Source organism: Ruegeria sp. (assembly GCF_965221235.1).
In the GTDB taxonomy this organism is placed as follows: Bacteria; Pseudomonadota; Alphaproteobacteria; order Rhodobacterales; family Rhodobacteraceae; genus Ruegeria.
The window spans coordinates 1,279,282-1,304,200 of the sequence record NZ_CBDCRS010000004.1 but is presented as its reverse complement, the minus strand read 5'-3'; the positions used below and the strand labels follow the sequence as shown (position 1 = coordinate 1,304,200).

The following is a 24,919-nucleotide window of genomic DNA, read 5'->3' as shown; positions in this document are numbered from 1 at the left end:
CGATGCAGGACCAGATCGAAACATCGGCCGAGGCGGCAGAAGCAGCAGCTTTGCCTAGATGCTACGAAGTACACGCCAACCCCGAGGCCAAATCTGGTGCAAAAGACCTGCCTGGCCCATTGCAAAAACCGGTCGAGACCAAAAGCCCGGCGCAATGGGCCTATGAACGGTTGATCCTGTATATCCAGAATTTCGAGCAAACTCTGACCGGCGATCAAGAAGTTGCAATGGGCTTTACCGGCGGTGATGCCGGTGTGATGCGGATCGAAGGCATGGGCTATTTCGATCCCGATATCATCACATTTTATGGCTCGGACGGGACCGGGGCGCGGACTCAACTGGTTCAGCATGTCAGCCAGCTGAACGTGATGCTGCGGGCCTTGCCCAAAACGGTGCAGGACAAGCCCGCCAACCGTATCGGGTTCCGTCTGGCCAAGGATCTGGAAGAAAGCTGACCGCCTGACTTGCAATTCACGTCTGCGCAGCCTTGAATGAGTTAACCGTTCAAGGAGGCCCAGTGTGTCCAGTTTCTCAGCCGTAACAAGGGCCTATAAGGGCGCCTGGGCGCGTCGTCGTGTCTTCGTTCCCATCTACATCGCTGTGCGCTTGCTGCTGGTGGCGCTGATTGCGCCCGGCGTGGCGATCACCGTGAATCTGGCCGTCTCGCTATCGAACCAGACCGCGCTGACTGATCAGGCCATCGCCGCTTTTGTCCTGTCGCCTGCGGGGTTCGTCGCAGCCGTTGTCGTGCTCAGCCTCTTTCTGCTGGCTGAGGTGTTTGTGTTCTCGGTCATGGCGGGATCGCTTCGGATGGGCGAAACCGATCCATGGCGCGCGGGTAGCTCGGCCATTGGGTTGATCCTGTCGCGGCTGCCGTCGCTGTTTGGTTTTGCGGTGCGGTTTGTCCTACGGGTTCTGCTGCTGGTGCTGCCCTTTGCCGTGGTCTCGGCCGTGATCGCGTGGTGGACGTTGACGGAATACGACATCAACTACTACCTGACCTTTCACCCGCCCTCGTTCTGGGTGGCGGTGGTGCTGATCGGAGCGGTGGTTCTGATCATGGCGTGGATACTGATCCGGCGTCTGTCGGCCTGGGCGCAATCGCTGCATCTGGTCCTGTTCGAGGGCATCCACCCGGCGCACGCTTTCAACATCAGCGCCAACCGGATGGAGGGTCGGCGCGGGCGTCTGAAGATCGAATTGGCACTTTGGCTCATCATGCGAGTGATTATTGCGGGCGTGATTGCCTGGGTTGCGGGTCTGCTGTTTGCGATTGTCCCCTTGCAAGGCGCAAGCAATCTGCGATTGGCATTGGTGTACAGCCTTTTGGTTGCGGGGGTGTGGTCTCTGGCCGGGCTGGTGCTGGCTGCGACGGCCCTGGGCGCGTTGGCCGTTTTGCTGGACGGGTTCTTTGAGATCAGGACCGAGGAACCGCCCCATCCCGAACCCGCTCAGCTGCGCACGCCCCTGTTTGCAATTCTCGGCGCGGCGGCGGTGGCCGTGGTGGCCGGACTGTGGTTTGGCCAGCATCTGCTTGAACGGATTCAGGCCCCCGACAGGGCCGAGGTGATAGGCCACCGAGGGGCAGCTGCTGTACGCCCGGAAAACACCATGGCTGCGGTTGTGAAAGCCATCGAGGATGGCGCGGACTGGGTTGAAATCGACGTTCAGGAAAGTGCCGATGACGTGGTTATCGTCGCCCATGACAGCGATTTCATGAAGCTGGCAGGCGTGCCTCTTAAGGTTTGGGACGCGACGATGGACGACATAGCCGAGATCGACATCGGCAGCTGGTTCGGGCCGGAATACGCCGATGAGCGGACGCCAACGCTGCGAGAGGTGCTTGAGGCCGCGAAAGGCAAATCCAAGGTCATCATCGAACTGAAATATTACGGCCATGACGTCGATCTGGAAAACCGCGTCGCTGCCATCGTCGAAGAGATGGAGATGCAGGACGACATCGCCACCATGTCGTTGAAATACCCGGCCGTACAAAAGATGAAGTCCATCCGCCCCGATTGGCGCGCGGGTGTTCTGGCCGCCACTGCTGTGGGCGATCTGACCGGGCTGGAGGGTGATTTCATCGCCGTTAATGCCGGGATGGGCTCGCCCGGTCTGGTGCGCTCGGTCCACGCGGCGGGCAAGGATATCTATGTCTGGACAGTGAACGACCCGTTGCAGATGTCCGCGATGGCCTCGATGGGGGTGGACGGGTTGATCACCGACCGGCCTGCGATGGCCAACGAGGTTCTGCGCGTGCGGGCCGAAATGGGCCCGGCAGAACGGCTGCTTTTGTGGCTGGCGACGACCTTTGGCATGACAATGGATACTCCGGCGGCGCGTGATGACAGTCCGTAAACTGGCGGTGCTGCTTGCGCTTATGGCCGGCCCGTCGGCAGCGCAGGACTTTATGCGGACCCTCGAAATGCCCTCGCATCGCGCGCTGTTTGCACAGCGGGGCGATGCCGAACCCATCCCGTTTGAAACCGACGGTTGTTCCGGGGGACTGTCTGCAAGCTGGCGCTTTGTGGCAGAAACCTTTCCCAAATTCAGCGCGCTTTACGAGGCGCATCCCCCTTGGGAATATTGCTGCGTCACCCATGATCGCGCCTATCACAACGCAGGCGGCGCATCGCATGCCGAGGAAAGCTTTGAGGCGCGCTTGTCGGCAGACGATGCCCTGCGCACCTGTGTCAAACAGCACGGAGAGGACAACGCCGAGGATTACGCCATCCGATATGACATGACGCCGAACCAGATTCGTACGGCCCATTCGGTTACTGCCGAGGCGATGCATGCCGCCGTGCGTCTGGGTGGAGGCCCGTGTTCGGGCCTGCCGTGGCGGTGGGGGTTTGGGTATCCGGGCTGTTCAGTTTTCCAAACTGTGACCCCTGCGCGCGAATGACGTGGTGACAGGCCCCGGATTTTCATTTATCCAACATCTCAAACACGCGAATTAGGAATCTCTGAGTCATGGCTGAACACAAGCACGGCGAAATGGACATCACCGTCCAGGAAAAAACCTTCAACGGCTTCATCAAAGCCACCACATGGTGCGTGGTCGCGATTGCGTTCCTCTGCCTGTTCCTGGCTGTCTTCGCGTCGTAATCCATAAACGGGGTCAACCGTGATCAGGATTTTGCTTGCCTGCCTTTTGGCAGTGACCGTGGCGGGCTGCACCGGTTCGCAAAGACCTCAGGCGCAGCAGTCCGAGATCGTGGCCCGATCCTACCGCGATCCGGGGCCTTCGACCCTGACGCTCTATACGATGATCAGCACCCGGACGGGTTCGGGTGCGCATACCTCGTTGATGATCAACGGCAGCGAGCGGGTCATCTTTGACCCCGCAGGCTCATTCCTGGCCGATGTTGTGCCGATTAAGGATGACGTGCTGTACGGGATCACCCCGAGTGCCGAGCGCGCCTATCGCAGCAGCCACGCGCGTGAGACGCATTATGCCCGAATCCAGACGATCGAAGTGACCCCGCAACAGGCCGAGATTGCCCTGCAATTGGCCAAGCAGTCAGGGCCGGTCGCCGGTGCATTCTGCGCCAATGCCACAGCGCGCCTGTTGCAGCAGGTGCCAGGGTTTGAGCAGATCGACACCACGTTCTATCCGGTCAAGTTGTCGGATCAGTTTGGTCAACTGCCGGGCGTGACTACGACCGAGTACCGCGAAAATGACGATGCCGATCTGCAAAAGGGTCTGGCGGTGAACAACGCCATTCTCAATCAGCAGGCCGGTGCGCTAGCCCAATAGGTACAGCAACCCATAGAGCGTGGCTGCGCCGGTAAAGATGGCCGCAAGCACGTTTTTCGTGATCACCCCAACCGACAGCGCAACAGCCGCGGCGGCCATGCGTGGCACGTCCGGCTGACCTTCGGTCGCCGTGGGCCAGACCACCAGCGGTGCAATCAGCGCCGGGATGATCGCAACGGCGGTATAGCGCAGATGACGCAGCAGCCAGGGCGGCATCGGGCGATCCCCCACCAGACCGATGAAGGTGAATCGCAGGGCAAAGCTGCCCACAGCAAGACCGATGATCACGATCCACATCGTTGTTGGGTCGACTTGGGTCATGTCCTTTTCCGCTCCAACCGGCGTTCCAGCATCACTTCGGCTTGCGCCCCGGCGATCATGCCTGCTGCACCAGCGATCAGCAGGCCCAGATTAAAGGGGATTGCAACGGCCAGCAGGGCGACAATGATGGCGACAAGCGCGGCCACAACATGCGCCAGCGTGCGCATCATGGGGCCAATCATGGCCAGAAACGTGATCGGCAGCGCAAAATCCAGCGCCCAGCTTTCGGGGATTTGCGAACCCAGCACCGCACCGAGATAGGTGGCCAGTATCCACAGCGGCGTAATCAGCGTAACCGTGCCAAAGAAATAGGCCATACGTTGCTGCACGGTCATTTTCGGCTCTTTCTCAAACCGCACGATCGAGCAGGCATAAGATTGATCGACGGTCAGATAGGCCGCAAAGGCCCGTTGCCACAGCGGCGCGGCCCCCAGAAACGGGGTTAGCGAGGCGGAATACATCGCGACGCGCAAATTCACGGCCAAAGCGGATGCCAACACAATGGCCGTCGGCGTATTGTCCTGTAGCAATTGCAGCGCGGTAAACTGCGCAGCCCCCGCAAAGACGGTTGCCGAAAAGGCGATGGTCTGGACGATGTCCAACCCCGCCTCGGTCGCGAAAACGCCAAACAAGGTGCCAAACGGGATCGCTACGAAAATGAACGGAGACCCGTCGCGTACGCCCTTAAAGAAGTATGACTTGGATGTGGTGTCTGCCATGGCTAAATCCTATGGTGTCAGCCGCTGCAGTAGCGGTCTTGGGAAAGGGTTGCAATTGGCTACGGAATTGGATGTCACAGACTACATCATTGCGCCCGACCCCGGCGCGGTCCGCCTGACCCGCGCGGTGGAGGGCGTGGATCAGAATGGTGAGGTCAGCCAGATCTCGGTGGTCGAGGAGCGCCCGCTGACGATTTTCCTCAATTCACAGGAAATCGTGACTGCGATGACCATTGGCGATTACCCGGAATATCTGGCGCTGGGGTTTCTGCGCAATCAGGGGATGCTGCTGCCGGATGATGAGATCACGCGGGTCGATTACGACGACGATCTGGAAACCGTTGTGGTGCGCACCGCGCGCGAGACGTCCTATGAGGACAAGCTAAAGAAAAAGACCCGCACCAGCGGTTGCGCCGTCGGCACCGTGTTCGGCGACATGATGGAGGGGTTGGAGGACGTCCGCCTGCCGCAGGTTCAGGTCCGCACCTCTTGGCTTTATGATCTGGCCGCCAAGATCAACCGCACCCCGTCTCTGTACCTTGAGGCCGGTGCGATCCACGGCACGGTGCTGTGCCGCGAGAACCGCCCACTGGTCTACATGGAGGACGTGGGCCGCCACAACGCCGTCGACAAGATCGCGGGCTGGATGCTGTCCGAGGGCGAGGCGGCAGAGGATAAAATCCTCTACACCACGGGGCGTCTGACCTCGGAGATGGTGATCAAGACGGCGATGATGGGTATCCCGGTGCTGGCCTCGCGGTCAGGTTTCACCGCCTGGGGCGTCGAAATCGCGCGCGAGGTCGGCCTGACCCTGATCGGCCGAATGCGTGGGCAGCGGTTCGTCTGCCTGTCCGGCGAGGACCGCCTGCTGCGCGACGTGGATCCGTCCAGCGTGGCGGTAGAAGACAAAAAACATCGACGGAAGAGCGCGGGATGATGTTAGTGTTTTACATCCTTCCGTTTCTTTTTGTGATCCCGATCATTTGGATAATGGTGAAAGCATTTATGCGTTTTGAGCGCAGCAAAAAAGCCATTATTGAAGGCGTTGCATCGCTTGGTGCGGACAAGCTCGATCTGCTCGGATGGAAAGCAGGTCAATACGTGAACATTTGGGAAGCTTTGCCGTTTTTAGGATCGGACTGGCAGGCCGCTAATCTGCGCTTGCGAGATCAGATGCAAACTCTTCAAAGAGTTGCAGTCCACGGCTTGCCCATATGCGAAGAGATAGACGCATCCGTTCGGAAATCTGCACGGATCTTTCGCCTCTTTTTCTGGATAATTGGAATGCCCGGTTTGTCTGTAGTCTATCTTGTTGGCTCAGCAAAGATTGGTGCTTGGCTGGGCTCGGCCACGTCTTCTCCACCGGTTATTTGGTTTGCCGCGATGGTGGTGATTGTTTGCGTCGGTTTCATCCTCCCATTCGACAAGTACAAAAAATGGCCCAAACTTGAGGACACTCCATGAGCAAACCTCTCGGCGTTATCCTCGCGGGCGGTTTGGCCACGCGAATGGGCGGTGGTGACAAGGGCCTGTTGCAGATCGGCGGGCAGAGCCTGCTGACCCATGTCATCGAACGCTTGACCCCACAGGTGGATGGTCTCGCTCTGAATGCCAACGGCGACCCTCAGCGGTTTTCGGATCTGAACCTGCCGATCCTGCCTGATACGATCGAAGGCTTCGCAGGCCCTCTGGCCGGTGTTCTGGCCGGGCTGGACTGGGCAGCGGAACAAGGCGCGGACAGCATTGTCACAGCGGCCGCCGACACTCCGTTCTTTCCACGCGATCTGGTGGCACGGTTGATCGCCGCTGCTGAGGGGCAGGCGCATCCGCTGGTGTTGGCAACCACGCCGCGCACCGGGGATGAGGCGCTGAAATCCGGTGGGGGCAGGCGGATCAACCGCCACCCGACCTTTGGCCTCTGGCCCGTGGCGTTGCGCGATGATCTGAGGGCGGCGTTGCAGGATGGATTGCGCAAGGTGGTTCTGTGGACCGACAAAAATGATGGGCGCGAGGCTCTGTTTCCGGCCGACCCGTTCGACCCGTTCTTCAACGTCAACACGCCCGACGATTTGGTGCGGGCGGAAAAACTGCTGGAGCAGGCATGAGGGTCTACGGCGTCACCGGTTGGAAAAACGCGGGCAAGACCGGGTTGATGGAGCGGCTGGTGGCCGAGATCACCGGGCGTGGCTTTACCGTTTCGACCCTGAAACACGCCCATCACGCCGTTGATGTCGACCAGAAAGGCACCGACAGCTATCGTCATCGGGCGGCGGGCGCGTCCGAGGTTCTGTTGGCATCCGGCCAGCGGGTCGCGATTATGCAAGAGCTGCGCGGCGCGCCAGAACCAGAGCTGGACGCGTTGCTGGCACGTTTGTCGCCGGTCGATCTGGTGTTGATCGAGGGGTTCAAACGCGAAGCCCATCCCAAGGTTGAAGCATATCGTGCCGAGGCAAAGAATCCGCTGATGGCCCCCGGGAACGACACCATCCGAGCCGTGGCCAGCGACACGCCGCTGGATGTGTCGGTTCCGGTTTTTGATCTGAACAACGCCGCAGCCATCGCGGATTTCATCCTGAACGAGGTCGGACTATGAGCAAACCGGACATCGCTCCGCCCCCGCTGCGCAACGATTGCTTCGCCTTACCCGCTGGGGTGAACTGGACACCGGTTGATGACGCGCTGGCGCTGCTGCGAGATCGGTTGACTGTGGTTGCCCCGATTGAAACGGTTCCTCTGGCGCAAGCTGCTGGTCGCATTCTTGCTGTTGAAATTGCCGCGAAACGCTCGAACCCGCCACAGCCCAACACGGCTGTGGATGGATATGGATTTTCCGGCGCTGCGCCTGAGGGTGCGCAGGTTATGCCATTGCATCCGGGGCGCGCGGCAGCGGGTATTCCCTTTGATGGGCTGGTGCCAGAGGGCCATGCCCTGCGCGTGCTGACGGGTGCGGCCTTACCCGCCGGGGTCGATACGGTCATTCTGGAAGAAGACGTCACCGTACAGGACAACCACATCGCCTTTCGCGGGCCATTGAAACAAGGCGCCAACACCCGCCGCGCCGGAGAAGACGTGGCCGAAGGCGACCGAGTTCTGCCCGCCAGGCGCAGGCTGACCCCTGCCGACCTGGCGCTGTTGTCAGCGACGGGGATCGCCGAGGTTTCGGTGCGCAAACCGTTGCGCGTGGCGGTTCTGTCGACCGGCGATGAGTTGGTTGAGCCCGGAGACGAGGCGGGACCGGGCCAGATATTCGATGCCAACCGGCCGATGCTGCTGTCGCTGCTCGATCGGATGGGATTTCGGCCGGTTGATATGGGCGGAGTCCCGGACGACCGCGAGGCCCTGCGTGACCGGCTGAACCGCGCGGCGGAACGGGCGGATGTGATCCTGACAAGCGGCGGAGCTTCGGCTGGGGATGAGGATCATGTCTCGGCCCTGCTGCGCGAAGCGGGCGCGATGCAGGAATGGCGGATTGCGTTGAAACCGGGGCGGCCTCTTGCATTGGGAATGTGGAATGGTGCGCCGGTTTTTGGCCTGCCGGGAAACCCGGTTGCGGCGATGGTCTGTACCCTGATCTTTGCCCGCCCTGCTCTGGGGCTGATGGCGGGCGAGGGCTGGCAGGACCCTCAGGGCTTTGACTTGCCCGCGGCGTTTGAAAAGCGCAAAAAGCCAGGCCGGCGCGAGTATCTTCGCGCCCGTGTCCGCGATGGCAGGGCCGAGGTGTTTGCCTCGGAAGGATCAGGCCGGATCAGCGGGCTCAGCTGGGCCGAGGGACTGGTCGAGATCGAAGACGGCGCGCGCCATATCAGACCGGGCGATATGGTCCGGTTCATCCCCTATGGCAGTTTCGGGCTTTAGTCGAAAGTTCCCGCCACACGTCCCAGCAGCATAAAGGCCCGCGCAGTGCGGGTCTCTCCGAGGGCGGTCAGGTCGGCGTCACTGGCCTCGGGCTCGAACGCGACGATCATGTGATCGAAACGGCGCAGGAAATGGTGCGCGGCGTCGCGAAAGATCGGATCCTGCTTCATCCGCGCGGCGGTCAGCGCCAGTGAGGACCGGTCGCGAATGCCGCCCAAAGCGGCCACAGAACGACCCCGCGCGCCTTGCGCAAATTGCCGCCAGATCTCGGGCCGGGCCATGTCCGGGCGCAGGTCATCCATATAGATGCCTTCCTGACTGAGCAGGGTCAGAACATCCTGCGACGCCTGAACCAATTGTGCCGCCTTACGGTCCTTCAGTGCCAGACGCAGCGCATCGAATCCCGCGGCGTCATCCTGCGTTTCCGGGAAGTTCAGCGCGCGGATGAAGATGTCGTTGCTGAGCGGCGGTGCGATATCCGCCGCCTGCGTCCCCAGTTCCAGCGAGGTCTGATCGCCGGTGCCATTCTTCGACTGCGCGCGCGCAGGTTCCGTGCGTTTGGTCGAGAACGTTGCCAGTGCGCTTTCGGTCTTTTTCGCGGTCTGGGCAATCTCGTCCAGCTTTTTACTGACCGCCGGCTCATAAGCGCTGGCGGCGCGCTGCTGTTGCAAGACATAGGTCTGCCGGATCGCGTCGATGGCGGTTTGCAGGCGTTCGCTTTCCTCTCGCATGACGCGGCTGGCGCGCATCGCCGTGGCGGCAACCCAGATCATCGCCACCGGCATGAACACCGCCAGCAGGGTCACGACGAACCCGCCGCCCTCGACATCGTCGGGCAGGACCAGAAACACAACCGATACCACCAACCAGATCAGGCTGAGCGCGATGGCCGCGATCTCGATCTCGGTCAGCGATGGCCGGGACGGTTTGTCATAGATACCCAGCGAGGTTGTCCGCTCGGTCTCTTGCTCTGGCGTGGGTTCGGACATGAGGCGCGCTCCGGGTCAGGCGTACTCGATGCTCAGAACTTCATAGGACCGCACGCCGCCGGGGGTGCGCACCTCGACACTGTCGCCCTCATCCTTGCCGATCAGAGCGCGGGCCATGGGCGATTTGACGTTGAGCAAGCCGTTTTCGATATTGGCCTCATACTCACCCACGATCTGCCAGGTCTTTTCCTCGTCGGTATCTTCGTCGACCAGAGTGACCTTGGCGCCGAACTTGATCGCACCGGACAGCTTGGCCGGGTCGATCACGTCGGCCAGCGACAGGATGCCTTCCAGTTCCTTGATGCGGCCTTCGATAAAGCCCTGCTTTTCACGCGCCGAGTGATATTCGGCGTTTTCCTTCAGGTCGCCCAGCTCGCGCGCCGAGGCGATGGCCTCGATAATCGCGGGGCGCTCGACGGATTTCAGGTTCTTCAGTTCCGCTTCGAGCGCAGCGTTGCCCGAAGGCGTCATTGGAATTTTTTCCATATTCTTGTCGTCCACGCATAAAGTGATGCGCCCCGCCGCAGAAGAATAGCGTCGGGGCGATTTGATGGGTCGTCAAATACCTGACCCAAATGCGGCGTGAATTGCAAGAGGTGTTGACCGCGCAACACGCGGATTACGGCCTAGTTGTAGCTGATCACTTCGAATTCGATGCCATTGTCATCATCGAAATAGAACCGCTTGCCGGGCTCGTAATCCGCGTGCGATTTGGGGGTAAAACCGGCGTCGATCACCTTCTGCTCGGTGGTGTCAATGTTCTCGACCAGAACGCCAACGTGGTTCAGCCCACCGACGATGTCATAGCTGCTTTCGCCGGATGGTTTCGGATTACTGGGGGCGTAAAGCGCCAGATAGGTATGGGCGCTGCCCACATGCACCGTGTACCCGCCCGCAATGGCGGGGCCCTCCCAGCGGGTTTTCCAGCCAAACACCTTTTGCATCCACGCGGCCGAGGCCTGCGGGTCGCGCACGGTGAAATTGGTGTGTTCAAGTGTCGCCATCATGGGATCTCCTTTTCGTATCTTGAGGCTTGTCCCGACTCACCGTAATTTCTAAACCTAACTTTAGGTCAAGGTATAAATTGGAGTTGTCATGGCAGTTTCCGAAGGGCTGGCAATTGGAGCGTTGGCGGAACGCACCGGCTTGGCCGTTTCCGCCATACGGTACTATGAAGCGCAGGGCCTGATTTCACCGTGGCGCAACGCGGGTGGGCAGCGACGATACCAGCGCGCCGACATAAGACGGCTGAGCTTTGTCATGATTGCCCAGCAATTCGGCCTGACCCTGCCCGAGATTCGGGACGTTCTGTCCGGCCTGCCCGGAAACCGCACGCCCACGCCCAAGGACTGGCAGGCCATCAGCGTCGGATTGCGCGCCCGCCTGGATCAGCGAATCAATACGCTGACACGATTGCGCGACAACTTGGACGGCTGCATCGGGTGCGGCTGCCTGAGCCTGCCGAAATGCGCGCTGTATAACCCCGATGACAGGGCCAAATCCTATGGTAGCGGTCCCAGATATCTCATGGGTGATGCACCAGAGGGCTGAACTGCCGATTTACTGCGATTTTACGCCGTGTTCCGATTGACCAAGGTCTTTCAGACCGGGTAATCAGCCGTGAAACAAAATTGCGCAGACCATGCAGTGAGAGCGCCAATTCGGAAAGTTAGCTAAGGAGCCCGCGATGGCCGAGATTGAACGCGAGTCGATGGAATACGATGTGGTGATCGTGGGTGCAGGCCCCGCGGGCCTGTCGGCGGCCATCCGTCTGAAACAGCTGGATGCCGACCTGAACGTCGTTGTTCTGGAAAAGGGCTCGGAAGTGGGCGCGCATATCCTGTCGGGTGCGGTTCTTGATCCCTGCGGTCTGGACGCGCTGATCCCGGACTGGAAAGAAAAGGGCGCGCCGTTGAACGTGCCGGTGCATGAAGACAATTTCTACATGCTGGGTGAGGCCGGTAAGCTGCGCATCCCCAATGCGCCGATGCCGCCACTGATGAACAACCACGGCAACTACATCGTCTCGATGGGCAATGTCTGCCGCTGGATGGCGGAACAGGCTGAAGAATTGGGCGTGGAAATCTTCCCGGGCATGGCGTGTTCGGAAATGGTTTACGGCGACAATGGCGAGGTCAAAGGCGTCGTCGCGGGCGTCTTCGGTCTGGAAGCAGACGGCACCTACGGTCCGAACACTGAACCGGGGATGGAACTGCTGGGCAAATATGTCTTCCTGTCGGAAGGCGTCCGCGGCTCGCTGTCCAAGGAAGTGATCGCCAAATACGACCTGTCTGCGGGCAAAGAGCCGCAGAAATACGGCGTCGGCATGAAAGAGATCTGGGAGATCGACCCGGCAAAGCACAAGGAAGGCAGCGTCACGCACACCATGGGCTGGCCGCTGGGCAGCAACGCGGGCGGTGGGTCGTTCATCTATCACCTTGAAAACAATCAGGTCTATGTCGGATTTGTCGTTCACCTGAACTACAAAAACCCGCACCTGTATCCCTACATGGAATTCCAGCGCTTCAAGCATCACCCAATGGTGGCCGAGCTGCTGAAAGGCGGCAAGCGCGTCGCTTACGGTGCCCGCGCGATCACCGAAGGCGGCTATCAGTCGATGCCGAAACTGGTGGCACCCGGCGTGGCGCTGCTGGGCTGTTCCGCAGGCATGGTCAACGTGCCGCGCATCAAGGGCAACCACAACGCGATGCTGTCGGGCAAAGCCGCCGCCGAAGCCGCCTTTGACGCGATCAAAGCCGACCGCTCGGGCGATGAGCTGACCGCTTATGAAACCGACGTGCGCGACGGCGCCATCGGCGCGGACCTGAAGAAGGTGCGCAACGTCAAGCCGCTGTGGTCGAAATATGGCCTGACCGCCTCGCTGGTGTTGGGCGGCATGGACATGTGGACCAACACGCTGGGCTTCTCGCTGTTGGGTACTCTGGGCCACGGCAAGAACGACGCCGAGTCGACCGAGGATGCCAGCAAGCATCAGCCGATCGACTATCCCAAACCCGATGGCGTGCTGTCCTTCGACCGCCTGACCAACGTGTCCTTTGCGGCAACCAATCACGAAGAAAGCCAGCCCTGCCACCTGCGACTGGCCGACCCGGACATCCCGGTCAAGGTCAACCTGCCCAAGTTCGACGAACCGGCGCAGCGCTATTGCCCGGCGGGCGTGTACGAGATGGTCGAGGATGAGAATGGGCCGCGATTCGTCATCAACTTTCAGAACTGCGTGCACTGCAAGACATGTGACATCAAGGATCCCAGCCAGAACATCACCTGGACCACGCCGCAGGGTGGGGACGGTCCGAACTATCCCAACATGTAAGCAAAAATATGGGCACTGGCAGGGTCGTGAAGGCTCTGCCATTGCCTCTTTCCGGTCAAAGCCCTAGCTTGATGCGCAGTCAACAATAGCAAGGCAGGATTTTGGTGGCTTCTCTGGTTCGTCGTGCAGTTCTCGCTGCGCTCTTCACCTCGTCTTTTGTTCTTCCGGTTCATGCGGATACAGGGTCTGGCGCATATCTGGCCGGGCGTCAGGCGATTTTCCAGAACGATTACACAGCCGCCGAAAGATACTATGCGCAGGCTCTGCGCGCTGATCCCGAAAACGCAACACTTCTGGAAAGCGTCGTTGTTTCGCGCCTGTCATTGGGTGAGCTTCAGTCGGCTTTGCCGGTTGCACAGGTAATCGACGATCTTGGCCTGAACAGTCAGGCAGCGCGGATGGTGATCGTTGCCAATCTGGTGGCTGACGGTAAGCTGGACGAGCTTCTGGCCCGCGACCCCGAAACGCAGGGCATTGGGCCGCTGGTGGATGGTTTGGTGCTGGGCTGGGCGCATATGGGCAAGGGCGCGATGACCAGCGCGCTTGAGCAATTCGACAAGGTGGCTGAGCAGGATGGACTGCGTGATTTCGCGTTGTTCCACAAGGCTCTGGCGCTGGCCTCTGTTGGCGATTTCGAAGGGGCAGAGGAAGTTTTTACCGCCCATAATGGTGCTGTTGCGCGATTGTCGCGCCGCGCCGCGCTGGCCCGGACCGAAGTATTGTCCCAACTGGATCGAAATGAAGAGGCGCTTGCGTTTCTGGAGTCGGTTTTCGCCGCTGGCAGCGACCCGTCGATCGAAGGTTACGTGGCCCGTCTGACCGCGGGTGAGACACTTCCGTTTACGCATGTACAATCGGCTCAGGATGGTCAGGCCGAAGTGTTTTTCTCGGTCGGTGCCGCGCTCAGCAGTGAAGCGGCGCAGAACTATGTCCTGCTTTACGCGCGCACGGCTGCGTTTTTGCGCCCGAACCACGTGGACGCAATCCTGCTGAGCGCCGAGTTGCTGGATGCGTTAGAGCAATATGATCTTGCCGTCGAAGCCTATCGCCAGGTCCCGACGACCAGCAGCGACTATCACGCCGCCGAACTGGGCCGGGCCGAGGTGCTCAGCCGGTCCGGCAAACGGGATGCGGCCGCTGAGGTGTTGCAAACGCTGGCCAGCCAGAACCCTGACTTGCCCGGCGTGCACGTGGCGCTGGCCGATTTGCAACGGCAGCAGGAAGATTACACCAACGCGGTCACGTCTTATGACAAAGCTATCGCGCTGACCGAGCAAACCTCGGGCGGGAACTGGTTCCTGCATTATGCCCGTGGCATCTCGCACGAACGTCTCAAGCAATGGGATCAGGCCGAGGCCGATTTCCGCCGCGCGCTGGAGTTGAACCCCGATCAACCGCAGGTGCTGAACTATCTGGGCTATTCACTTGTCGAACGGCGCGAAAAGCTGGACGAGGCGCTTGAGATGATCGAACGCGCTGTCGCTGCGCGGCCGGATAGTGGCTATATCGTCGACAGTCTGGGATGGGTTCTGTTCCGTCTAGGCCGTTACCACGAGGCCGTTGAGCATATGGAACGCGCGGTAGAGCTGATGCCGGTCGATCCGGTGGTGAACGACCATCTGGGCGACGTCTATTGGGCCGTGGGCCGGGGACGCGAGGCGGAATTTCAGTGGAAACGCGCGCTGTCTTTCGTTGACTCCGAGGATGATGATGGTGAGGCCGACCCCGAGCGTATCCGCAGGAAGCTCGAAATCGGACTGGATGCTGTATTGGCCGAAGAAGGGGCCGAGCCTCTGAAAGTTGCCAATGGCAACTGAGGCCTTCGCGCCCGCCAAGATCAACCTGACCCTGCATGTGACCGGCCACCGGACGGATGGCTATCACCTGCTGGATTCGCTGGTGGTCTTTGCGGATGTGGGTGACACCCTGACCTTTACCAATGGCGATGATCTTTCGATCTCGGTCACCGGAGAACACGCAGCGGGTGTGCCGACGGACAACCGCAATCTCGTCTGGAAAGCAGCAGAGGCGGCTGGCTGGACCGGACATATCGACCTGAACAAAGCGCTTCCGCATGGTGGCGGGATAGGCGGTGGGTCATCCGACGCTGCCGCGACCTTGCGTGTCGCTGCGGATCAGGGTTGTCACATCTCGCCAGAACTGGCGCTGTCCCTGGGCGCGGATGTTCCGGTGTGCATAAGGGCGCAGGCTTCGCGCATGCGTGAGATCGGAGGGCTTCTGACCCCCGTTACATTGCCGCAACTGCCGGCTTTGCTGGTCAATCCGGGGGTGGAGGTCCCAACAGGCGCGGTGTTTTCGGCGTTGACCAGCCGTGAGAACCCTCCGATGCCTGAAGATATCCCCACATTCAAAGAACCAAGCGATTGTGCCGACTGGTTGCAGGGTCAACGCAATGATCTGGAGCCACCTACAATGGGGCTGGCTCCAGAGGTCGCTCGGGTTCTGGATGAACTGGCAGGTAGCAGAAATGCGCTTTTGGCCCGCATGTCGGGGTCAGGTTCGACCTGTTTTGCACTGTATCCTTCGATGAAAGACGCGCATTTCGCAGCTTATGAGATCGGCGCGGCCCATCCGGATTGGTGGTGCCGCGCGGCCCTGCTTAATTGAGGCGCGAGACCACGTAATCGGCCAGATCGCGCAGCAATGTGCGGATTTCGTGATCCGGCAGGGCGTCCAAAGATGCCTTGGCTTTATTGGCCCAGCCGAAGGCGTCCGCTCGGGTGGCGTCCAGCGTGCCGTATTTGTTCATCAGGCTCAGCGCGTGGTCCAGATCGCCCTCTTCCTGACGGCCCCGGCCAATTGTGCGCTCCCAGAAGGCATGTTCCTCGGCAGTGGATTGCGCCACAGCCTTGATCACCGGCAGGGTCAGCTTACGCTCGCGGAAATCATCACCGACATTCTTACCGGTGGCCTTGCTGTCGCCCTGATAATCCAGCAGATCATCTGCAATCTGGAACGCGATGCCCAGGGCGTCGCCATAATCGAACAACGCCTTAACCTGCGCCTCAGATGCACCGGCGATTACACCGCCCACCTCGGTCGCGGCCGAGAACAGGGCAGCGGTTTTGCCCCGCACGACTTGCAGGTAGATCGCCTCATCCGTACCCAGATCAGTGGCGGCGGTCATTTGCAGCACTTCGCCCTCGGCAATGGTCGCCGAGGCATTGGCGAGGATGTCCAGAACGCGCAGCGAGCCGGTTTCGACCATTAGCTGGAAGCTGCGGGAAAACAGATAATCGCCGACAAGAACGCTGGACTTGTTGTCCCATAAAAGATTCGCGGTAGGTCGCCCGCGTCGCTGGGCGCTTTCGTCCACCACGTCGTCATGCAGAAGCGTCGCTGTGTGAATGAATTCAACCGTCGCGGCAAGACGCACGTGATGGTCGCCCGTATACCCGAACAGCCGCGCTGCCGCCAACGTCAGCATCGGGCGCAAGCGTTTGCCGCCTGCCTCGACCAGATGTGCGGTCACTTCGGGAATGCGCGGCGCGTGGTCCGAGGCCATGCGCGTTCGGATCAGCTCATTCACCGCGTCCATTTCGCCGGCCAGAATGTCAGCCAGCCGTTCATGCGGTTTAGCGATCGTGTCGATTTCCATCACACTCCTGATACAAGGCTCGACTTCCGACGGTCCTTGCCCTTACATCCATCCCCATGAAAGAACTTTTGCGCAGCACCGATCCGACGATCTTGGCCTTTGCTTCGGCTCTCCTTGAGGGTGAGGATATAGACTGCTTTCAGATGGACGTAAATATGAGCATCCTCGAAGGTGGCATCGGAATCTTTCCCCGCCGCCTGATGGTGCGGGCCGATGACCTGATCCGCGCCGAGCGGGTGATGCGCGATAATGAAATCCCGCTGGGTCGATGAACCGGTTTTCCGACAATGAACTGACCCGAAACGATTTTCTGGGCGGGCGGGTGCGATTGTGGCAGCCGCGCGCGGGATACCGCGCCGGGGTGGATCCGGTATTGCTGGCAGCCGCAGTCCCGGCGACACGTGGTCACACCGTGCTGGAGTTGGGGTGTGGGGCCGGTGCCGCGATCCTGTGTCTATTGGCGCGTGTGCCTGGTGTGTCGGGTATCGGGGTGGAATTGCAGCCTGCATATGCCGATCTGGCACGACGCAACGCAGATGAAAACGGTGCCGCAATGGAGTTTCATGAGGCCGATCTGAGCACCCTGCCTGCGGAGTTAAAGCAGCGCCGGTTCGATCATGTCATCGCAAACCCCCCGTATTATCGCGCCGGAGCGCATAGCCCTGCCGCTGATCAAGGGCGCAGCGTGGCCTTGGGCGAGGGGACTCCGCTGGATGTCTGGTTTGATGTCGCCGCCAGACGTCTTGCCCCCAAAGGGTATCTGCACATGATTCAAAAAGCCGACCGTTTACCCGATATGTTGGCGGGCTGCGCCGGGCGTTTGGGGTCGGTCGAAGTGTTGCCTTTGGCCGCGCGGGCCGGGCGAGCCGCCGAATTGGTGATTTTGCGGGCCAGAAAGGGCGGAAAAGCGGCGTTTCAGCTGCATGCGCCGCTGATCTTGCATGCCGGGGATCGTCACGAAAAAGACGGTGAAAGCTATACGACTCAGGTCTCTGCCGTATTGCGCGAGGGGGCCGCACTGCCCGGATTTACCGGTCAATAGGCATTAACCAGCCGAAATTGTCGGATTTGTGACAGATTCTGTGCGTCTGCGGCGTGACAGGGTGGAAACGATGTGGTCAACTTCTTACGTGAAACTCAGACACCAACAGAGGAGTACCGCCATGAGCGTGAGCGCACACCTGACCGAACTGAAGAAAAAGCACGAAACACTCGGTCACGAAGTTGAACAAGCCCAACGCTCGCCTGGCATCGACGATCTCCATATTGCGCAACTCAAGAAACAGAAGCTAAGGCTTAAGGAAGAGATCGAGCGACTGTCAAACTAGCGTCGCATACTGGCGCGGGCGGCAATGGTCGCGCCACCGGTGATTAACACAGCCGCGATCGCCAACCCCCAAGACGGGGCGGCGATCCCGGCCACAACCAGAACCAGCGTAGACAACAGCGGGGCCGCGTAGGATGCGGTGCCAAGTATCTGGATGTCGCCTTGTTTTACCCCGATATCCCAGACGTAAAACGCCAGTCCGACCGGCCCCAGCCCCAGTGCAACGACTGAGGCCCAGCCAAAGGCGCTGTCCGGCCAAACTGTGTCTTCCACCATCAGATGCAGCCCGCCCGAGGCGATGGCAGTGGCAACACAGAACACGGCAACTGAACTGGTCGGCGTATCGCCCAACCGGCGGGACAGCACCGAATACCCCGACCATGTCAGGGCGCACAGCAGCGCCAGCCCGTAACCCGGCAGGTGGGCAGCTTGGAATCCGGTGCTGCCACCCCCGGCAATGATCACGGCGGCCCCGGCAAAACCCAGACAGGCACCGAACAGATGGCCTATCTTCAGATGCTCACCGGGCAGCAGCCCGGACAACAGCACAATCAGCAAGGGCCAGAGATAAGCGATCAACCCGGCCTCAGCCGCAGGCGCCATGCGCAGGGCCGAGAAATACAGCGCGTGATAGCCAAACAGGCCGAAGGTTCCGAACAGATAGGTGGTCCAACGCACCTCGCGCAGCTGGCCCAGTCCGCCATTTGCCCATGTCCAGACCAGACCCAGCGTGCCTCCGATCGAAAAGCAGACAGCATTCAGCAGCAACGGCGGGGTCGGAGACGACCCAACAGTGAACAAGGCCAGCAAAGACCACAGCAGAACGGCCACAAAGCCAACTGCCGTCGCGCGCGTTCTGGTCATGGGGCGGGCACCTCTTCCACCGGGATGATTTCGAATTGGTCCGAGATATGCGCGGTTTTTTCGATCTCGGCAACGAACCAATCCCGGAACGCTGCAATTTGGGGGCGCTTTTCTGCGCCGGGCAGGCATAGGAACCGAAATCGCCCCTTTGTTTCTAGGGCCGTTTTGAACGGCGCGACCAATCGGCCTTCGGTCATGTCCTTAAGGATCATCGCGCGGCGGCCCAGTACGACGCCGACGCCCGCGGCGGCGGCGTCAATCGCGTGATCGGCGTTTGAGAACCGCGCACCATGCTCTGGTACAAAGTCCACACCGACCGCCCGGAACCAGGTGGGCCAGTCGCAGCGTGGCCGAAGGAAGGCAATCGAATCGTCATGGATCAGGGGCGCATCGCGCAGGCTTTCAGGGGTGGGGAACTGCTCGGCCAGTTCCGGGGTCATCACCGGGGTCAGCCATTCCTTGCGCACGGGTACGGAATACAGGCCTTCATCTGGGCCATAGCCAAAGCGGATGGCGACATCCACGTCGTCCCGCTCCAGATCCATGTTGCGCAGGGTGGCCGAAAACTTGAGGTCGATCTCCGGATGCGCCCGCGCGAATTCATAGAGGCGCGGGGCCAGCCATTTGGCGGTTAAGGCAGGCCCGGCCGTGACCGTCAGGCTGGTGTCATCTCCCTGCCTGCGTGCGGCCTGCCACGCGGCTTGCAAGGCAGCAAACCCTTCGGCGGCACCAGGGGCAAGAGCGCGCCCGGCGTCGGTCAGTTCCACCGCACGGTTCAGGCGATGAAACAGGGGGCGGCCCAAATGTTCCTCAAGCGATTTGATCTGAAAAGACAGCGCCGCGGGGGTGACGTGTAGCTCATCTGCCGCTTTGGCAAAGGACATATGCCGGGCGGCGGCATCAAAGGCGCGTAAGGCGGTCAACGGGGGAAGAGATGTGCTCATGACTCAAGAATATCTTAACTGAAACCCATAGAAAGCTCGTTTGTCAGCTTTGAATGTATGTCTCATATTCAGATCAAGTCAAACAGAGCTGAACTGAAAGGATGACTGTCATGATCGAGGTCACTGCCAACCCGGACACCGCCCGCGCCTTTCGGCGGGCTCATTTCGAACGCTCAGTTGCGGTCAACAAAATCCTGAATTGGCTGTTCGGTTCCCGCTGAACGCAGCGCGCGTGTTCTTACGGGATAAAAAAGGGCCGGTTCGAATGGACCGGCCCGCTTGCTTTTGGATCTAATGATCAGACGAAGAACTGCGCACCGTTGGCCGAAATGGTCGAGCCATTGATGAATTGCGAGTCGTCCGAGGCCAGGAACGCCACGCAGCGTGCGATTTCCTCGGGCTCACCCAAACGACCGGCAGGAATCTGACCGATGATGGATTCGCGCACCTTCTCGGGTACCGCCATCACCATCTCGGTCGCGATATAGCCGGGGCAGATTGCGTTTGCAGTGATCCCGGCCCGCGCGCCTTCCTGCGCCAGCGATTTCACGATGCCCAGATCGCCCGCCTTGGTCGCAGCATAGTTCACCTGCGCGAACTGACCCTTTTGACCGTTGATCGAGCTGATGACGATGACACGGCCGAACTTCCGTTCACGCATGCCGGGCCAGATCGGGTGAACTGTGTTGAACACGCCAGTCAGGTTGGTGTCGATCACGTCTTTCCACTGATCGGGGGTCATCTTGTGGAATGGCGCATCGCGGGTGATACCTGCGTTGGCGACCACGATGTCGATGGGGCCAACCTCGGCTTCGACTTTTTCGATGCCGGCTTTGGATTCGTCGTAATCGGCCACGTTCCACTTATAGGTCTTGATGCCGGTTTCCTCGGTGAATTTTGCGGCGGCTTCATCGTTTCCTGCGTAAGTGGCCGCAACATTGTACCCTTCGGCCTTAAGCGCCTTGGAAATTGCTGCGCCGATGCCGCGGGAACCGCCGGTAACGAGTGCTGTACGTGCCATTTAGGAATCCTCCAAATTTAGTCGGCTTGGTAATTCTGTTACTCTGAGGGATATGGATGCGCAATATCGTTTCGTCAGTATTCTGGTCTTTCTGATCTTCAATATTGTCGCATCCAAGAGATAAGGGTCAATTGTAACAAAAAAGGGCGCCGGTCGGGCGCCCTTTTCTATTGGGAAGTCAAAGCACTTAGTCGCGCTCCACACACAGAGCGACACCCATGCCGCCGCCGATGCACAAGGTCGCCAGACCCTTTTTCGCGTCGCGGCGTTTCATTTCAAACAGTAGCGTGTTCAGAACACGGCAGCCCGAGGCTCCGATCGGGTGACCAATGGCAATCGCACCGCCGTTGACGTTCACGATCGACGGGTCCCAGCCCATATCCTTGTTCACGGCGCAGGCCTGCGCGGCAAAGGCTTCGTTGGCTTCGACCAGATCCAGGTCGTCAACGGACCAACCTGCTTTTTCCAGCGCCTTGCGCGAGGCGTAGATCGGGCCAACGCCCATGATCGACGGGTCCAGACCAGCGGTCGCGTAAGATGCGATACGGGCCAGAGGCTCGATCCCGCGCTTTTCGGCGTTTTCAGCCGACATCAGCAGGGTCGCAGCGGCACCGTCATTCAGGCCCGAGGCGTTTGCCGCTGTGACCGAGCCATCCTTGGTGAAGGCGGGGCGTAGTTTTCCCATGGCTTCGATAGTCGCGCCGTGGCGGATGTATTCGTCCTTGTCCATCACGATGTCGCCCTTGCGGGTTTTGATGGTGAACGGCACGATCTCGTCCGCGAATTTGCCCGCGTTCTGTGCCGCTTCAGCCTTGTTTTGCGAGGCAACGGCAAATTCGTCCTGCATGTCGCGGCTGATCTGCCACTTCTCTGCGACATTCTCAGCGGTCTGACCCATGTGATAGCCGTTGAACGCATCCCACAGACCGTCGCGGATCATGGTGTCGATGTACTTCATGTCGCCCATCTTGTGACCGGCGCGCAGAGCGGCGGCGTGGGGCGAAAGGGTCATGTTCTCTTGACCGCCGGCGGCAACGATCTCGGCATCGCCCAGCTGGATGTGCTGAGCACCCAGTGCAACAGCGCGAAGGCCCGAGCCGCACACCTGGTTGATGCCCCAAGCGGCGCTTTCCTGTGGAAGACCGGCGTTGATATGCGCCTGACGCGCCGGGTTCTGACCCTGAGCGGCTGTCAGAACCTGACCCATGATGGTTTCGCTGACCTCGCCCTTGTCGACACCGGCGCGTTCAACAACGGCCTCAAGAACGGCTGCGCCCAGATCATGGGCCGGGGTGTTTGCGAACGAGCCGCCAAAACTGCCGACACCGGTGCGTGCTGCGGATGCGATTACTACGTTGGTCATTTAGACAATCCTTTACCATCAAGGTCCTGTGGGAACCGTAATGGCGCAGATCGCAGAGGCCCAGCCCCCTTGAACAAGAGCGCCTCGTGATCCCCCGCTCCAACTGCCTATGGCATAGCGCAATGCTGCATGTGCAGCAACTGGCAGCTTGTCTCAGGGGTGTCGCGGGCGGCGAACCCGCGCTTAGCTACCGGTTTGTTTGGCTTTTTCGCCCTTCCATGGTGGCGAAACACTGGGTGCGCCGAACAGAAAGCCCTGTAAGCAATCCACGCCACTGGCGACCAGAAATTCGGCGTCTTCCTTGGTCTCGACTGATTCGGCGGTGACTAGGATCTCAAATTCCCGGGCAACCGCGACCAGCGCACGGACCAGCGCCTGATTGTCGGGGTTGTTGCTGATACCGCGCACAAACTGCCCGTCTATCTTGGCGGCGTCGAACAGGAACTCGCGGAAATGGCGGAAACTGAAATTGCTGGCCCCGAAATCATCCAATGCAAATGCGACACCCTGCGGTTGCAGCCGGTCCATGAAGTCGATCACCAGTTCCGGCACCGTCATCGCCGAGCTTTCCGAGATTTCCAGAATCAGCCGTTCGCCAACGCTGACGTCTTTCTTGAGAAACCGATCCAGCACCCGCGCATAACGGGCATACCCAATCGAGCGCGCAGACATATTGATCGATAATCGAACCTCAGGGTTTCTGACCAGCGTCCGCAGCCCCATTTCAAGGGCAACGCAGTCCAGATCGCGCCCGATAGGAGTGTTTTCCAACTGAGGTATAAAATCCCGTGCCGGAATAACCCGCCCGGTTTCGTCCAACACCCGAATGAACCCTTCGTAAAAGGCAACTCCATGCGGGGGGTGGGCCTGCATCACCGGCTGAAAGGCCAGTTTGCATTGCTTGTGCTTCACGGCCTCGGTCGCCATGTAGACGGTGGTCATATCGCGTGAGGTGACAGCTGCGTTCAGCGGGCTGTCCGACCCCTCAGGCATATCTGCCAGTTTCCTGTCCCGCATGTCTTTGCCAATCCCGTTCGTCTCCGATCAAGGCCTGATTTCAGGGCAAAGATATGAATCTGCGGTTAAGAAGAGTGAATTAGACTGGTTTCAGCGTGCCGATTCCCACGCGCGGCCAAGAGCTGCCGCTGCACCGACCACAGCACCGGCAAAACCCAGCGCCATCATCGCAAAGCCAAAACCCACAACCCCTGACATACCACCGGTCAGAGCAGCCATCATCGCAAGAACCAGCCCCACCAGCCCGAGAACGGTCGATACTGTTGTCAATCGGGTCATGTCTGCCTCCGGTTCCTCGTCACGCTTCACTTCCGCTCAATATGAGACGCGAAGCCGCAGTTTCAAGGAAGACGGGGCGTGAGAGTGGCGAGACTAAGCCTTTTTTGCCTGTGTTTTGGGCATATTGGCTTTGATCTGCTCGAATCCGGGCGTTCCACGATCCTCGGGATGGCGGGCGAGGTGTCGCGCTTTGATCTGTTCTGAGTTCTCGCGGCTGCCGTCATGACTGTAACCCGGTGGGGCAAAGCAATAGGCCAGCCGCTCGCGCCAATTCAGCCCCGGTTGGGTCGCGTCGCGCCAGATACCGACCCATTCGTGAAACGCCACGCGCAGCGGGTTGAACGTGCCGATGTTATGGACCAGCCCGTAATCAACGCGGTCATCCTCTTGCTCGGGTACGAAAGTGCCGAACATCTTGTCCCAGATGATGAAAACGCCCGCATAGTTGCAATCCAGATAGCGGGCGTTGCGGCCGTGATGGGCGCGGTGGTGGCTGGGCGTGTTCATCATCGCCTCGAACCAGCGAGGCATTTTGCCAATGGCTTCGGTGTGAATCCAGAACTGGTAGATCAGGTTCAGACCGCCGACAAACAGCACCATAGCCGGATGGAAACCCAGCAGGATCAGCGGCGCGCGTACAACCATCATGAAGGTGAACGTATAGGTCCAGGTCTGCCGCAGCGCCGTGGTCAGGTTGTAATGCTGCGAGCTATGGTGGTTCACATGGCTGGCCCAGACCCAACGGATGCGGTGGCCAAACCGATGCACCCAATAATACCGCAGATCGTCCAGCACAAAGCACAGGATGATCACCGGGATCGACGTGCCAAGGTTCAGCGGCGTGATCTGCCACAGCCACATGAAGAACCCATAGGCGATGAAGCCCAGCAGAAAGCCCGAGGCGATGTTGCCGGCCCCCATGATCAGAGAGGTCACAGCGTCCCTTGTCTCATACCGCCCACCCCGGCCTTTGAAGGCGATCCACAGAAACTCGGCCAGTATGGCGGCAATGAAGAAGGGGACGGCCCATTGCACGGCGTCGGGAAAGCTAATGTGATCGGTCATGTGGGATCCATCAGGTTTTGCCAGTGAGGGCGTTCGAAGTCGTCAAGGCGGATGAGCGCTTTGGGTGTGCCGAAATCGTGGAACTGAACCTCGAACCCCTCGGGATGGTCGATCCAGTCGAAATCCAGCAAATGCCGCGCCACAGTGTCGGCTCCGAAAGACCACAGCAACCCGTTGCCGGTCTCGGTCCGGATCAGGGCCGAGCGTTTGTCATGTGCAATCGTCACGTCGATAATCACATCGTCCGGCGCATGGCGCAGCCATTCCGACCGCGCCGTTTCAGGCGACAGTTCGCGCACGCGCGACCGTCCCGTAAGGTGCAACAAAACAGTGATCCCGACGATCCCTCCGACCACCAGAACCAGCAGAATTTCAAGCGGCATTCTTTCCTCCCGCCCGGCAGAGTGCAGAGCGGCCAAAGAGCTGTCAAAGGTTGCGTCGC

The 24,919-nt window shown here is 60.0% G+C and carries 31 protein-coding genes; 17 read left to right on the top strand and 14 right to left on the bottom strand.

Annotated elements, in window-relative coordinates; all coding sequences use genetic code 11:
* Nucleotides 1-2 precede the first annotated feature (2 nt).
* From ACOQOY_RS09620 to ACOQOY_RS09600, 5 genes are all read left to right on the top strand, one after another.
* Nucleotides 3-455: a DUF6173 family protein gene (locus tag ACOQOY_RS09620; protein WP_420585224.1), complete on the top strand. Its 453-nt coding sequence runs from the start codon at nucleotides 3-5 to the stop codon at nucleotides 453-455.
* Between the two features lie 64 nt (nucleotides 456-519).
* Complete coding sequence (locus ACOQOY_RS09615) at nucleotides 520-2,358, top strand: glycerophosphodiester phosphodiesterase family protein (protein ID WP_420585223.1); 1,839 nt, start codon at nucleotides 520-522, stop codon at nucleotides 2,356-2,358.
* A complete protein-coding gene (locus ACOQOY_RS09610) occupies nucleotides 2,345-2,905 on the top strand; it encodes a hypothetical protein (RefSeq protein WP_420585222.1) in 561 nt (186 codons plus the stop codon). Before ACOQOY_RS09615 ends, ACOQOY_RS09610 begins: the two co-directional genes overlap by 14 nt.
* Before the next feature lie 68 nt (nucleotides 2,906-2,973).
* Nucleotides 2,974-3,108, top strand: a complete 135-nt coding sequence (locus ACOQOY_RS09605; protein ID WP_420585221.1) for an aa3-type cytochrome c oxidase subunit IV — start codon at nucleotides 2,974-2,976, stop codon at nucleotides 3,106-3,108.
* 19 nt (nucleotides 3,109-3,127) lie between these two features.
* On the top strand, nucleotides 3,128-3,760 hold the full coding sequence (locus ACOQOY_RS09600; protein WP_420585220.1) for a hypothetical protein: 633 nt from the start codon (nucleotides 3,128-3,130) through the stop codon (nucleotides 3,758-3,760).
* Here the strand turns inward: ACOQOY_RS09600 and ACOQOY_RS09595 are convergent.
* A complete protein-coding gene (locus ACOQOY_RS09595) occupies nucleotides 3,749-4,081 on the bottom strand; it encodes an AzlD domain-containing protein (RefSeq protein ID WP_420585219.1) in 333 nt (110 codons plus the stop codon). The two genes, ACOQOY_RS09600 and ACOQOY_RS09595, sit on opposite strands and share 12 nt — an antisense overlap.
* Nucleotides 4,078-4,800, bottom strand: a complete 723-nt coding sequence (locus ACOQOY_RS09590) for an AzlC family ABC transporter permease (protein WP_420585218.1) — start codon at nucleotides 4,798-4,800, stop codon at nucleotides 4,078-4,080. The genes ACOQOY_RS09595 and ACOQOY_RS09590 overlap by 4 nt, the downstream gene beginning before the upstream one ends.
* On the opposite strand from ACOQOY_RS09590, the gene ACOQOY_RS09585 reads away from it, so the two are divergent.
* Genes ACOQOY_RS09585 through glp form a run of 5 tightly spaced genes read left to right on the top strand, consistent with a single transcriptional unit; the run spans nucleotide 4,799 to nucleotide 8,655 of the window.
* On the top strand, nucleotides 4,799-5,737 hold the full coding sequence (locus ACOQOY_RS09585) for a formate dehydrogenase accessory sulfurtransferase FdhD (RefSeq protein WP_420585217.1): 939 nt from the start codon (nucleotides 4,799-4,801) through the stop codon (nucleotides 5,735-5,737). The two genes, ACOQOY_RS09590 and ACOQOY_RS09585, sit on opposite strands and share 2 nt — an antisense overlap.
* A complete protein-coding gene (locus ACOQOY_RS09580) occupies nucleotides 5,734-6,264 on the top strand; it encodes a hypothetical protein (RefSeq protein WP_420585216.1) in 531 nt (176 codons plus the stop codon). Before ACOQOY_RS09585 ends, ACOQOY_RS09580 begins: the two co-directional genes overlap by 4 nt.
* A complete protein-coding gene (gene mobA / locus ACOQOY_RS09575; protein WP_420585215.1) occupies nucleotides 6,261-6,905 on the top strand; it encodes a molybdenum cofactor guanylyltransferase MobA in 645 nt (214 codons plus the stop codon). Before ACOQOY_RS09580 ends, mobA begins: the two co-directional genes overlap by 4 nt.
* On the top strand, nucleotides 6,902-7,393 hold the full coding sequence (gene mobB, locus ACOQOY_RS09570; RefSeq protein WP_420585214.1) for a molybdopterin-guanine dinucleotide biosynthesis protein B: 492 nt from the start codon (nucleotides 6,902-6,904) through the stop codon (nucleotides 7,391-7,393). Before mobA ends, mobB begins: the two co-directional genes overlap by 4 nt.
* A complete protein-coding gene (glp, locus tag ACOQOY_RS09565) occupies nucleotides 7,390-8,655 on the top strand; it encodes a gephyrin-like molybdotransferase Glp (protein ID WP_420585213.1) in 1,266 nt (421 codons plus the stop codon). Before mobB ends, glp begins: the two co-directional genes overlap by 4 nt.
* Here glp and ACOQOY_RS09560 read toward each other — a convergent pair.
* The 3 genes from ACOQOY_RS09560 to ACOQOY_RS09550 form a co-directional block, all read right to left on the bottom strand.
* Entirely contained in the window at nucleotides 8,652-9,644 is a 993-nt protein-coding gene (locus ACOQOY_RS09560; RefSeq protein WP_420585212.1) for a hypothetical protein, read from the bottom strand. The genes glp and ACOQOY_RS09560 overlap by 4 nt on opposite strands.
* Nucleotides 9,645-9,659: 15 nt before the next feature.
* Nucleotides 9,660-10,130, bottom strand: coding sequence for a transcription elongation factor GreA (greA, locus tag ACOQOY_RS09555; protein ID WP_420585211.1), 471 nt, complete (start codon nucleotides 10,128-10,130; stop codon nucleotides 9,660-9,662).
* A 140-nt stretch (nucleotides 10,131-10,270) separates the two neighbouring features.
* On the bottom strand, nucleotides 10,271-10,651 hold the full coding sequence (locus ACOQOY_RS09550; protein WP_420585210.1) for a VOC family protein: 381 nt from the start codon (nucleotides 10,649-10,651) through the stop codon (nucleotides 10,271-10,273).
* Nucleotides 10,652-10,739: 88 nt separating this feature from the next.
* Between ACOQOY_RS09550 and soxR the strand changes: the two genes are divergently transcribed.
* From soxR to ACOQOY_RS09530, 4 genes are all read left to right on the top strand, one after another.
* Nucleotides 10,740-11,195 carry a redox-sensitive transcriptional activator SoxR gene (gene soxR / locus ACOQOY_RS09545; protein WP_420585209.1) on the top strand — a complete coding sequence of 152 codons (456 nt, stop codon included), beginning with the start codon at nucleotides 10,740-10,742 and terminating at the stop codon, nucleotides 11,193-11,195.
* A 136-nt stretch (nucleotides 11,196-11,331) separates the two neighbouring features.
* A complete protein-coding gene (locus ACOQOY_RS09540; RefSeq protein WP_420585208.1) occupies nucleotides 11,332-12,978 on the top strand; it encodes an electron transfer flavoprotein-ubiquinone oxidoreductase in 1,647 nt (548 codons plus the stop codon).
* A 101-nt stretch (nucleotides 12,979-13,079) separates the two neighbouring features.
* Nucleotides 13,080-14,795 carry a tetratricopeptide repeat protein gene (locus ACOQOY_RS09535; protein ID WP_420585207.1) on the top strand — a complete coding sequence of 572 codons (1,716 nt, stop codon included), beginning with the start codon at nucleotides 13,080-13,082 and terminating at the stop codon, nucleotides 14,793-14,795.
* The gene (locus tag ACOQOY_RS09530; protein WP_420585206.1) at nucleotides 14,785-15,606 is read left to right on the top strand and encodes a 4-(cytidine 5'-diphospho)-2-C-methyl-D-erythritol kinase; all 822 of its coding nucleotides are present in this window, start codon (nucleotides 14,785-14,787) and stop codon (nucleotides 15,604-15,606) included. Before ACOQOY_RS09535 ends, ACOQOY_RS09530 begins: the two co-directional genes overlap by 11 nt.
* Here the strand turns inward: ACOQOY_RS09530 and ACOQOY_RS09525 are convergent.
* Nucleotides 15,599-16,597 (bottom strand): polyprenyl synthetase family protein, encoded by a 999-nt coding sequence (locus tag ACOQOY_RS09525; RefSeq protein ID WP_420585205.1) that lies wholly within the window; start codon nucleotides 16,595-16,597, stop codon nucleotides 15,599-15,601. The genes ACOQOY_RS09530 and ACOQOY_RS09525 overlap by 8 nt on opposite strands.
* Nucleotides 16,598-16,653: 56 nt before the next feature.
* On the opposite strand from ACOQOY_RS09525, the gene ACOQOY_RS09520 reads away from it, so the two are divergent.
* From ACOQOY_RS09520 to ACOQOY_RS09510, 3 genes are all read left to right on the top strand, one after another.
* Nucleotides 16,654-16,869, top strand: coding sequence for a DUF2007 domain-containing protein (locus ACOQOY_RS09520; protein WP_058273563.1), 216 nt, complete (start codon nucleotides 16,654-16,656; stop codon nucleotides 16,867-16,869).
* A complete protein-coding gene (locus tag ACOQOY_RS09515) occupies nucleotides 16,866-17,639 on the top strand; it encodes a tRNA1(Val) (adenine(37)-N6)-methyltransferase (RefSeq protein WP_420585204.1) in 774 nt (257 codons plus the stop codon). The genes ACOQOY_RS09520 and ACOQOY_RS09515 overlap by 4 nt, the downstream gene beginning before the upstream one ends.
* Nucleotides 17,640-17,760: 121 nt before the next feature.
* Complete coding sequence (locus ACOQOY_RS09510; protein ID WP_420585203.1) at nucleotides 17,761-17,925, top strand: YdcH family protein; 165 nt, start codon at nucleotides 17,761-17,763, stop codon at nucleotides 17,923-17,925.
* On the opposite strand, the gene ACOQOY_RS09505 is transcribed toward ACOQOY_RS09510, so the two are convergent.
* The 8 genes from ACOQOY_RS09505 to ACOQOY_RS09470 all read right to left on the bottom strand — a co-directional run bounded on the left by ACOQOY_RS09505 (nucleotide 17,922) and on the right by ACOQOY_RS09470 (nucleotide 24,860).
* On the bottom strand, nucleotides 17,922-18,788 hold the full coding sequence (locus tag ACOQOY_RS09505) for a DMT family transporter (protein WP_420585202.1): 867 nt from the start codon (nucleotides 18,786-18,788) through the stop codon (nucleotides 17,922-17,924). The two genes, ACOQOY_RS09510 and ACOQOY_RS09505, sit on opposite strands and share 4 nt — an antisense overlap.
* Nucleotides 18,785-19,732, bottom strand: coding sequence for a transcriptional regulator GcvA (locus ACOQOY_RS09500; protein ID WP_420585201.1), 948 nt, complete (start codon nucleotides 19,730-19,732; stop codon nucleotides 18,785-18,787). The genes ACOQOY_RS09505 and ACOQOY_RS09500 overlap by 4 nt, the downstream gene beginning before the upstream one ends.
* Nucleotides 19,733-20,030: 298 nt before the next feature.
* Complete coding sequence (gene phbB / locus ACOQOY_RS09495; RefSeq protein ID WP_420585200.1) at nucleotides 20,031-20,753, bottom strand: acetoacetyl-CoA reductase; 723 nt, start codon at nucleotides 20,751-20,753, stop codon at nucleotides 20,031-20,033.
* 187 nt (nucleotides 20,754-20,940) lie between these two features.
* The gene (locus ACOQOY_RS09490) at nucleotides 20,941-22,116 is read right to left on the bottom strand and encodes an acetyl-CoA C-acetyltransferase (protein WP_420585199.1); all 1,176 of its coding nucleotides are present in this window, start codon (nucleotides 22,114-22,116) and stop codon (nucleotides 20,941-20,943) included.
* 183 nt (nucleotides 22,117-22,299) lie between these two features.
* Nucleotides 22,300-23,133, bottom strand: a complete 834-nt coding sequence (locus tag ACOQOY_RS09485) for an EAL domain-containing protein (RefSeq protein ID WP_420585198.1) — start codon at nucleotides 23,131-23,133, stop codon at nucleotides 22,300-22,302.
* Between the two features lie 90 nt (nucleotides 23,134-23,223).
* Nucleotides 23,224-23,412 (bottom strand): hypothetical protein, encoded by a 189-nt coding sequence (locus ACOQOY_RS09480; RefSeq protein ID WP_420585197.1) that lies wholly within the window; start codon nucleotides 23,410-23,412, stop codon nucleotides 23,224-23,226.
* A gap of 93 nt (nucleotides 23,413-23,505) precedes the next feature.
* Nucleotides 23,506-24,477, bottom strand: coding sequence for a sterol desaturase family protein (locus ACOQOY_RS09475; protein ID WP_420585196.1), 972 nt, complete (start codon nucleotides 24,475-24,477; stop codon nucleotides 23,506-23,508).
* The gene (locus tag ACOQOY_RS09470) at nucleotides 24,474-24,860 is read right to left on the bottom strand and encodes a hypothetical protein (RefSeq protein ID WP_420585195.1); all 387 of its coding nucleotides are present in this window, start codon (nucleotides 24,858-24,860) and stop codon (nucleotides 24,474-24,476) included. The genes ACOQOY_RS09475 and ACOQOY_RS09470 overlap by 4 nt, the downstream gene beginning before the upstream one ends.
* Nucleotides 24,861-24,919 lie beyond the last annotated feature (59 nt).